At 35.4% G+C, this 10,372-nt stretch carries 9 protein-coding genes and 1 pseudogene; 1 reads left to right on the plus strand and 9 read right to left on the minus strand.

What is annotated here, in order from left to right:
• The 6 genes and pseudogenes from RTL21_RS18415 to RTL21_RS18440 form a co-directional block, all read right to left on the minus strand.
• Positions 1-125, minus strand: a pseudogene (locus RTL21_RS18415) (thymidine kinase); the annotation flags it as partial.
• Between the two features lie 331 nt (positions 126-456).
• Positions 457-657, minus strand: coding sequence for a 50S ribosomal protein L31 (rpmE, locus tag RTL21_RS18420; protein ID WP_031538948.1), 201 nt, complete (start codon positions 655-657; stop codon positions 457-459).
• Positions 658-851: 194 nt separating this feature from the next.
• Positions 852-2,126 carry a transcription termination factor Rho gene (gene rho, locus RTL21_RS18425; protein ID WP_312097957.1) on the minus strand — a complete coding sequence of 425 codons (1,275 nt, stop codon included), beginning with the start codon at positions 2,124-2,126 and terminating at the stop codon, positions 852-854.
• A gap of 758 nt (positions 2,127-2,884) precedes the next feature.
• Positions 2,885-4,171 carry a UDP-N-acetylglucosamine 1-carboxyvinyltransferase gene (locus RTL21_RS18430; protein WP_312097958.1) on the minus strand — a complete coding sequence of 429 codons (1,287 nt, stop codon included), beginning with the start codon at positions 4,169-4,171 and terminating at the stop codon, positions 2,885-2,887.
• Between the two features lie 438 nt (positions 4,172-4,609).
• The gene (locus RTL21_RS18435) at positions 4,610-5,467 is read right to left on the minus strand and encodes a class II fructose-bisphosphate aldolase (RefSeq protein ID WP_312097959.1); all 858 of its coding nucleotides are present in this window, start codon (positions 5,465-5,467) and stop codon (positions 4,610-4,612) included.
• 335 nt (positions 5,468-5,802) lie between these two features.
• Complete coding sequence (locus tag RTL21_RS18440; protein ID WP_312098031.1) at positions 5,803-6,168, minus strand: response regulator; 366 nt, start codon at positions 6,166-6,168, stop codon at positions 5,803-5,805.
• Positions 6,169-6,355: 187 nt separating this feature from the next.
• Here RTL21_RS18440 and RTL21_RS18445 point away from each other — a divergent pair, with 187 nt between their 5' ends.
• Entirely contained in the window at positions 6,356-6,886 is a 531-nt protein-coding gene (locus RTL21_RS18445; RefSeq protein ID WP_312097960.1) for a DUF2529 domain-containing protein, read from the plus strand.
• 149 nt (positions 6,887-7,035) lie between these two features.
• Here RTL21_RS18445 and RTL21_RS18450 read toward each other — a convergent pair whose 3' ends face one another.
• The 3 genes from RTL21_RS18450 to RTL21_RS18460 all read right to left on the minus strand — a co-directional run bounded on the left by RTL21_RS18450 (position 7,036) and on the right by RTL21_RS18460 (position 9,999).
• Positions 7,036-8,640: a CTP synthase gene (locus RTL21_RS18450; protein ID WP_312097962.1), complete on the minus strand. Its 1,605-nt coding sequence runs from the start codon at positions 8,638-8,640 to the stop codon at positions 7,036-7,038.
• A gap of 243 nt (positions 8,641-8,883) precedes the next feature.
• Positions 8,884-9,465, minus strand: a complete 582-nt coding sequence (rpoE, locus tag RTL21_RS18455) for a DNA-directed RNA polymerase subunit delta (protein ID WP_312097963.1) — start codon at positions 9,463-9,465, stop codon at positions 8,884-8,886.
• Between the two features lie 330 nt (positions 9,466-9,795).
• Complete coding sequence (locus tag RTL21_RS18460) at positions 9,796-9,999, minus strand: hypothetical protein (protein ID WP_312097964.1); 204 nt, start codon at positions 9,997-9,999, stop codon at positions 9,796-9,798.
• Between the last annotated feature and the right edge of the window lie 373 nt (positions 10,000-10,372).

The following is a 10,372-nucleotide window of genomic DNA, read 5'->3' on the forward strand; positions in this document are numbered from 1 at the left end:
AACACTATAAACTTCTGCTTAGCAAATTTCGCCCTTCTTACACGACGGATGAGTTCTTCTGATTTCCCTGAAAACATACTTCCGCAAATAACTTCAACCCATCCATGATGTTTCATTACATACATGAAACCGCTCCTTCCTAGTATAAAACAACTTTATCTCTTTCCTTACTCTATTCTATTTATTCTATTCAAATAGTCAGGGTGTTAAAATGATTTCCCTACCAATATTCTCTCTTACATACTTTAACAGCTATTAAAGCTGATTGAAATAATAGATTCGACTCAATCGTCGTTTTTAGCAGCATCTCAATTAAGAAAATGAAGTAACTATACCTTAAGATACTTAAGAATAAAAGCGATAAAGTTTACTTTCATTCTTAAATATCCTACTATAAGTCAAAATAAAAAACAGGCAAGGAGAAAGTAACTTCTTGCCTGTTCTTGATATTCCATATTACTTAAGACCGTATTTTTTGTTGAAGCGATCAACACGTCCGCCAGCTTCAGCAAATTTTTGACGTCCAGTATAGAACGGATGGCACTCAGAACAAGTTTCAACTTTGATTTCTTTTTTAACAGAACCAGTTGTGAACTCGTTACCACAAGCACATTTCACCGTAATTTCGTTATAAGTTGGATGAATTCCTGCTTTCATTTCTTTTCATCTCCTTCCGCCCTGCAACTTTCGAAACAGAGTTATAAAACAATGCGATAGGCACTGTAATTTGAAAAACACATTGAGTATATTATAACAAGGACACTCTTGTTTTGCAACACTATTAACAATGCATTAATTACCAAATAATGAAAACTACTTCAAGCTTTTCCACTATTAGGATCGTTTCTCTCTTATGAGCGTTTAGCAGTTCCAGCTTTCATTTGGTCTCCTAGGATAGCAAAGAATTCTTCATTGCTTTTCGTTTGTCTTAATTTTCTCAAGAACTTTTCAGCAAAGTCTGGTGAATCAGACATTGATTTACGAATAGCCCATAGCTTGTCTAAATGTTCTTTCGGAATTAATAATTCTTCTTTACGCGTTCCAGAACGTCTAATGTCAATCGCAGGGAATATTCTTCTTTCAGCCAATGCTCTGTCTAAATGAAGTTCCATATTACCAGTACCTTTAAACTCTTCATAAATAACATCATCCATACGTGAACCTGTATCGACTAATGCTGTAGCTAATATCGTTAAGGAACCGCCTTCCTCTATATTACGGGCTGCCCCAAAGAATCGTTTTGGACGGTGGAACGCTCCAGGATCAATCCCTCCTGATAATGTTCTTCCACTTGGAGGAATAACCAAGTTATAAGCACGGGCTAATCTTGTAATGCTATCCATCAAAATAATAACATCGCGCTTATGCTCCACAAGACGCATTGCTCTCTCTAATACTAATTCAGCAACTTTAATATGATTCTCCGGAACTTCATCAAAGGTAGAGCTTACTACATCCCCACTTACCGATCTTTCAATATCGGTAACTTCTTCCGGTCTTTCATCAATTAGTAAAACAATTAATTCTGCTTCCGGATGATTATTCGTAATACTATTTGCTATTTCCTTAATCAGCATTGTTTTACCAGCTTTAGGAGGAGCCACAATAAGACCACGTTGGCCAAAACCAACAGGTGCTAGCACATCCATTATTCTAGTAGATACATTTCGCTGTGTTGTTTCTAAATGTATTTGTCGATTTGGATATAGAGGAGTTAGCGCTGGAAAATGAACTCTTTCTTTTGCTGTCTCCGGATCGTCTCCATTCACCGCTTCTACTTGAAGTAAACCAAAATATCTTTCGTTTTCTTTTGGTGGACGAACTTTCCCTGAAACCTTATCCCCATTTCTCAAATCAAACCTTCTAATTTGAGACGCAGATATATAAATATCCTGTGAGCTTGGAGAGTAATTAATCGGTCTTAAGAAACCAAATCCTTCTGACTGAATAATTTCAAGAACACCTTCCATGAAAAAATAACCCTCTTGCTCTGCTCTTGCTTTTAAGATGGAAAAAATCAGTTCTTTTTTTGTCAGCTTGCTGTAATAGGCAACTTTATATTCTCGAGCTAATTCATACAACTCTTTTAATTTCATATTTTCTAAACTAGATATATTTAATCCCATTTTTACACCACTCTTTTATATTTTCAGTTATCCCTACCATTTATTTAGAAATGTGGGAAGGTTAATCTTCTGTTTGAGGCGAAAACTTTTGTGAAGAGAAATTTTGATGCGAGAAATAATTAAGTGAAGGATGGAAAAGAAGATTCCTACTTCTTCTCCAGCTATCGATAAATCGTATCTTTTCGTTTTTATGGCTCTGTTTATGAGAATTCACATTTTTCCAACAGAAAAGAAGGGACCATTTTACGAATAAAAATTTATCTTAAGAGGAGTTTTTATTTTATCCTTCATGTTTCTAATGCTTCTTTCTAAAATCTATCAAAAGCACTCTCTATTTTACCTCCATCTACGAAAAATGTGCAACAAGAATTTTTTTACTGTCTCCTTGTTTCACAATTAGCGGAAGCGGAATATGGATGAAGTCTCTTTTTGATCCTTCTTTTTTAGGATGGCTCGAAAAGGAAGGTACGTGAGGAAGCTTAATGAATATTCCCTTTTTGGAGGACATTGATTCTTTCATCAACGCAAATGGTAAGGGTGGTCCTAACATCCTTTTTTGGTGAAAAAATCACTTTTTATAAGTATCGGAATGTAATGATTAATTATACCTATTCTAACGTAAATTCTCTTCTGCTTGCACATTAATTTTACTTATGACTGGGGGAATATCATCCCCCGCTCATCATTTATACACTTAAGTTAAAAAAAGCTTAGACATGCTTTAAAATAAATGCCCCTTTAAACGCCGTCATCTTGCATTATCCATTATTTATTTGTTCATATTCTTCTTCGGTCATTTTTTCACGCCATATTGTTGCGCCTAAACCAGTAAGCTTGTCTACGATATGACTATACCCTCTGTCTATATGCTCTAGACCCGTTATTTCCGTTACTCCATCTGCCATAAGCCCTGCAATTACCAATGAAGCTCCAGCTCGTAAATCACTGGCTTTTACTTTTGCACCTTGTAAATGAACAGGCCCATTTATAATCGCAGAACGCCCCTCCACTTTTATCGTGGCATTCATACGACGTAGTTCATCTATATGTTTAAATCTAGCGCCATAAATTGTGTCTGTGACCATACTTGTACCATTTGTCTTTGTTAAGAGAGACGTGAATGGTTGCTGAAGGTCTGTTGGAAAACCGGGGTATACCAGTGTTTTAATATCTACTGGTTTCAGCGAATTGTTCGAGCTCACAAATACTTGTTCATCACTTGATTCAATCGAAACCCCCATTTCTCTCAACTTCGCAATGAGAGACTCTAAATGTTGCGGGATTACGTTATCAACAAGGACTCCATCTCCTACTGCAGCTCCAATAATAATATATGTACCTGCTTCAATGCGATCAGGAATAATGGTGTGACGACAACCATGTAAATGATCCACTCCTTCAATACGAATCACATCGGTCCCAGCGCCTTTTATCTTTGCACCCATATTGGTTAGAAGTGTTGCTACATCAATGATTTCCGGTTCCTTCGCTGCATTTTCAATGATGGTTTTCCCTTTTGCTCGCACTGCTGCAAGCATTATATTGATTGTTGCACCGACACTTACTACATCTAAATAAATTCTTGCTCCTCTTAACTCATCTGCCCGAAGATAAATTGCTCCCTGTTCATTTGTTACCTGTGCACCAAGTGCTTCAAACCCTTTAATATGCTGGTCTATTGGTCTTGGTCCAAGATGACATCCGCCAGGTAATCCTATAACTGCCTTTTTGAATCGTCCTAACATCGCTCCCATTAAATAGTAGGAAGCACGCAATTTTTTTACCTTCCCATTCGGCATAGGCATAGAAATCATCGAAGAGGGATCTATTGTTATATCAGACTCCGATATAGATACCGTTCCACCTAGCTCTTCCATAATTTCTTTCAATATTTGAACATCTGAAATGTCAGGCAATCCCTCAATTGTTACTGGAGATTCAGCTAATATGGTTGCTGGAATAAGTGCAACAGCACTATTTTTTGCGCCACTAACCCTAACCGTTCCTTTTAATGGGGATCCACCTGCAATCATAAGTTTTTCCATTTCTAGCTCCCTTCTAAGCCAATGCAAAAGTACAAGTTCTGCTATAAGTTAATCAAGATGAGGCTTGGATGTAGAATCTTGTTTGAATTACTGTTACTTATTATACCAAATATTAAGACTTAATGGAAAAGTATATATGGATGAACTTTACGTTCTTATTCGTTGATAAAGTACAAACATTTTTATTATTACCTATAAAGTAAAACTTCAATCAGTAAGAGATTGTTCAAAAATGCATTTTACATAAATTGCAGATTTTTTTCTGAGGGTACCGCACGACTTTACAGGGCAAATTCTCTGCTGCTTTAGAAAATCTAAATCCAACATTTTATATTTGAAGTATATTCCTTTGCAAGGTCTAGAAAAATTTTGACATAAAAAAGAGGATATCTTTCAAGGGTTGTCCCCTTAAAGATATCCTCTTTCATTTTTTTGAAATTATGCTTTATTTGAAGAACCGAATTCTTTGATTTTGCCGATTACTGTTGCTTTAATCGCATCACGAGCTGGTCCTAAATATTTACGTGGATCGTACTCTTCTGGTTTAGCAGCTAATGTTTCACGTACTGCTTTTGCAGAAGCAATTTGGTTTTCAGTGTTAACGTTGATTTTAGCAGTTCCTAAAGAAATTGCTTTTGTGATATCTTTTGTTGGGATACCAGTACCGCCGTGTAATACTAATGGTAAACCAGTTAAGTTACCGATTTCTTCCATTTCTTTGAAACCTAAGTTTGGCTCACCTTTGTAAGGACCGTGAACAGATCCTAAAGCAGGAGCTAATGTATCAATACCAGTACGTTTAACAAGCTCCACACATTCGTTAGCATCAGCATAAATTACACCTTCAGCTACAACATCGTCTTCTTGTCCACCAACAGTACCAAGTTCTGCTTCAACAGAAACACCTTTAGCATGTGCATATTCTACTACTTTAGAAGTAATTTCAACGTTCTCTTCAAATGAATGATGAGAAGCATCAATCATCACAGATGTGAAACCAGCATCAATTGCATCTTTACATTTTTCGAAGCTTGAACCATGATCTAAATGAATAGCAACAGGAACAGTGATTTTATAGTCTTCGATTAAACCTTCAACCATTTTCACAACTGTTTTGAAGCCACCCATGTAACGAGCTGCACCTTCAGAAACCCCAAGAATTACTGGAGATTTTTCTTCTTCTGCCGCTTGAAGAATTGCTTGAGTAAACTCAAGATTATTTAAGTTAAATTGACCAACAGCATAGCCTTCTGCTTTTGCTTTGTTTAACATGTCTTTCATTGAAACTAAAGGCATATTTCTTCCTCCTTATTTAATGATCGTTCTTTTTTACAAGAGAATCTTTATTAAATTTCCCAAAGGAAAGTTGAATATGTATATAATACCTCAAGTAAACGAAAACGAATCATTCCTTTTAAACTCAATTGTAATCATACCAAAATAAAACAAGAAATGCTATCGTTCAAGCTTTTTTTTCTATTTTGTCACAATTAGTTTTATCTTTTGTCGAATGTATGCGCTTTAAACATAAATTTAATGAATCCAAAAGAAAACCACCAATCTCTACCATTCCCGATTAGTGGTCTTTTTCTCTAAGGGCAATCCCTTAAATATATGTATTTTCCGAGCGATTAATCATTAATGTATTTTTTAACAGCATCTCTAAGATCATCAATATCAAAAGGTTTGGCAAAATGAGTTAGTGCACCGAGATCTTTCGCTTCTTGAATCATATCTAGTTCTCCATATGCCGTCATAATAATGACACGAATATCCTGATTGAGCTTTTTCATTCGCTTTAATATTTCTATTCCATCCATCCCTGGAATTTTCATATCAAGCAACACTAAGTCTGGAAATTCTCTTGTCACTATTTCTAACGCCTGATTTCCGTTTGCAGCTTGAAATGTTTTATATCCTTCCTTTTGAAAAACTTCATTCAAAAGGATTCTTATACCGAATTGATCATCAACAATGAGTATTTTCCCTTTCATAATTGTACCTTCCCTTCAAGTCTAGTTATTTTATGTATTCTCTCGTTTTTATCATAGTTATCTTTCTACTATTTGGTCAACTTTTCCTGCTAATTCCCTTAAATTTTACCTTTTCTATATATTTAATTATAATTAACTACTATATGAAGTGATTTACTGTTAATTTTGATAAAAATGGAGGTTTTTCCAAGTGCTTAAAATGTTTTCCACTCAATTAGGTGGACTATTTAAAAGATTGCATGAAAAAGAAGAGGAAGCAATCGAAGACAGCTCAAGATTATTAGCACAAGCCATCGTAAGCGACGGAAAAGTTTATTTCTATGCGACAAATGAAATGGCTGGCGTAATAGCAGAGGCTATGAAAGGAATGGAGCCGATGCTAAATGCAGAGGAATGGACAAACTCTTCCCTTGATTCAATTACCTCTAACGATCGTTTCATTCTTTTCTCCCGTACAAATGAAGAGGAAGAGATAAACACCTTTGCGAAGACGTTATATGATGCTCAAGTTCCTTATATTTCTATCTGCTCTATTACTAATACTGAAATGGAATCATTAGTGGATTTTGCAGATGTTTCGATCGATTTAAAACTTTCTAAAGGCTTATTGCCTAATGATGAAGGAAATCGATATGGCTATCCTTCCTTAATCGCTGCCCTTTTTGTTTATCATGGCATTAAATTTACAACCGATGAGATTTTGAAGGAATATGATATATAATAGGAAGACAAATGACATTTGATGTTATAAAAATTCACAAAAAGAGGTTATTCTCTAACTAGAATAACCTCTTTTTATTTTAGGCTGTTTTCGTAAAGTTTGTTTCTATTGAAAAAACAGCAATCTTTTTAGAAAACAGTCTTATTTTATTATTTTTCAGCTAAGCGAATAGACGCACCAACAAACTCACGGAATAGTGGTTGTGGACGAGTTGGTCTTGAAATAAATTCTGGATGGAATTGAGAAGCAACAAACCAAGGATGATCCTTTAGTTCTACGATTTCTACTAAACGGCCATCAGGGCTAGTTCCTGAGAAAATAAATCCTGCATTTTCCATCTCTTGACGATATTGATTATTAAATTCATAACGATGACGATGTCTCTCGTAAATAACTTCGTCTTGATATGCTTCATATGCTCTTGTTTCTTCTTTTAGCTTACATGGATATAATCCTAAGCGAAGTGTTCCACCTAAATCCTCTACATCCTTTTGTTCAGGTAAAAGGTCGATAACTGGATGGGTGGTCTCTTCGTTAATTTCAGAAGAATGTGCATCATCCCATCCTAAAACATTACGAGCAAATTCAATAGACGCAACCTGCATTCCTAAACAAATTCCAAAGAAAGGAACTTTTTGTTCACGTGCATATTGTGTTGCTAAAATCTTCCCTTCAATCCCACGATCTCCAAATCCACCAGGCACAAGAATTCCATCTGCATCCTGTAGCAATTCTTGGACATTATCTTTCGTTACTTGCTCAGCGTTAATCCAATCGATATCAATATCTGCATCGAATGCATAACCTGCATGCTTTAATGCTTCCACTACAGAAATATAGGCATCTTGGAGCTCTACATATTTACCAACAAGGGCAATCTTTGTTGTTTTAGAAAGATTGCGCACGCGATCTACTAATTCAATCCATTCTGTCATATCTGCTTCTTTGCATTTAAGTTTTAAATGCTCACATACAATTTGATCAAGGTTTTGCTCTTGTAATGCTAGAGGTATCGTGTAAAGGGTATCCGCATCACGACACTCTATAACCGATTTATTGTCTATATCACAGAATAATGCGATTTTGTCTTTCATATCCTCTGAAATAGGTTTTTCTGTTCTTACTACAATAACATTTGGCTGAATCCCCAAACTACGTAGCTCTTTTACGCTGTGTTGTGTTGGTTTTGTTTTCATTTCTCCTGCAGCTTTGATGTATGGCACCAAAGTACAGTGAATATACATAACATTATCGCGGCCAATATCACTTTTAATTTGGCGAATTGCTTCTAAAAATGGTAAAGATTCGATATCTCCAACTGTACCACCAATTTCTGTAATAACTACATCTGCATTCGTTTCACGACCAGCTCTATATACACGCTCTTTAATTTCATTTGTGATATGTGGAATTACTTGAACTGTACCGCCAAGATAATCTCCTCTACGTTCTTTTCTTAACACGGTAGAATAGATTTTTCCTGTTGTAACATTGTTATATTTCGTTAAATTGATATCAATAAAACGCTCATAGTGCCCTAAGTCTAAATCTGTTTCCGCACCGTCATCTGTTACAAATACTTCCCCATGCTGATAAGGACTCATTGTACCAGGATCCACATTGATATACGGGTCAAATTTTTGAATCGTTACACTTACACCGCGGTTTTTCAGTAAGCGTCCAAGAGATGCAGCTGTAATCCCTTTTCCTAGTGAAGAAACTACTCCACCTGTTACAAAAATATATTTTGTCATTATAATATCCCCCTTGATTTAAGTTTGCTCCAATTCCTCTTTATTTAAGACGAATTAGCTAATTTTTTTAGAGGGGTATGAAACGATTGCGGTTTGCTTCTTTACTAAAAAATAAAAAGCGCTCCACTTACTTTCTACAAGTAAGGGAGCGCTATATTTAGCGAATTTAAGTTCGTTCCTCTTTTTAAGGAGCCCAAAAAAGATTTTACTAGCAACGACTGTAAATGTCAAGACTAGGGAGAATTATTTATCCTCGTCCTCTTCATCATCAAATTCGTCGTCTTCTTCTAATTCGTCCTCATCTTCATCTAAATCATCATAATCTTCGTCGATTTCTTCATCGAAATCTTCATTTTCCGATAAATCATCATCTAATAAATCATCGTCTTCGTCTTCATCCAAATCATCATCCTCATCTAGAAGCTCTTCATCATCTAGATCAGCATCGAAATCATCAAAATCGTCCTCATCTTCGTCTAAGCTATCAAAATCATCGAAATCTTCATCGACTGCTTTTTTCGCTTTTTTCTTCTTCGGTTTTGTTACTGTTACAACATCTTCTTCTGATTTATCTACAGGGTACCATAAGCGAAGTCCCCAACGATTGTCTCCTAATGATAAAAAGCGACCATCAATATTCACATCTGTATAAAATTGTGCTATTTTTTCATTAACCTCTTCTTCACTTAACTCCACTAATTTCGCTACTTCATTCATTAGTTCGTTAAATGCATACGGTGTTTTGCCGCCATTCATAATTTCATGCGCTACATCAATTAGTGACATTTCTTTTAACTCTTCTTTTGTGTATTTATCAACACTCATTCTTTCGCACTTCCTTTCTTATCTACTCTTATCCCCTTCCTGAAAGCTCGGACCAAAATTCAGGTGGAAGTTTCACGTTTCGGGAGTTTATTATTTTTTTATAGATATTGTTCATTATAAAGCCCGTTGATTTCCGCTCCAGTAACTTGCTTTCCTCCACTTCCGCAGAGTCAAGTGTATCCGCTACAATCAACTTAGAATGCTAAGATAGTTTTCATAAAAAGGAAATTCACTTTACAAACAAACCTTAAGGAAAAGCACCCTAGCTAAAATAGTAAAAATACATATTCTCCATTATAAACAAATTTTAGGTGAATATGCTAGTTCTAGTTAAGGTTTATTTAACTTTTCTTTGAAATAGTAGTTTTCCTTCGCTTTATCGCCTATTTTTTGACCTGATTGTTTATTCTTTGCTAGTTTTAAAAAAAGAAGCGATAAAAGAAAAAATCCGATGGAACCTAATTGATGCCTATAAAGGATAGCAAACAAAATTAAATAGAAAAGGATTCCTATCCAAACCAATATTTTCCGCACTGTTAATCCATCCCCACATAAGTAATAGATTATTCTTTCTTCTAGAATAACGATTATATAGAGAGATGTGCAAGTTTCCCGTTTATTTATTCACCATTTTCTAACCACCTATTGATCATTCTTAAAATCAACATTAATAAGCCAAGGTATGAAAGGAATAGGATATCGGCAATACTATCCTTTTAAGGAGGGAATTATCAATGAAGACATTCTTGATTATCCTAAGCATTATTGCCATACTTATTTTCCTTCTCTATATAGATTTTCAATTAGGAAAGAGAGCCCACCGAAAACAAACAGATCGAAAAAGTCATCCTTTTCGATATACTGACTTTCACATCTATTCGGACGGAACAGAACTTTTCCCAGCCCT

Source organism: Niallia sp., assembly GCF_031978665.1.
GTDB lineage: Bacteria > Bacillota > Bacilli > Bacillales > Cytobacillaceae > Niallia.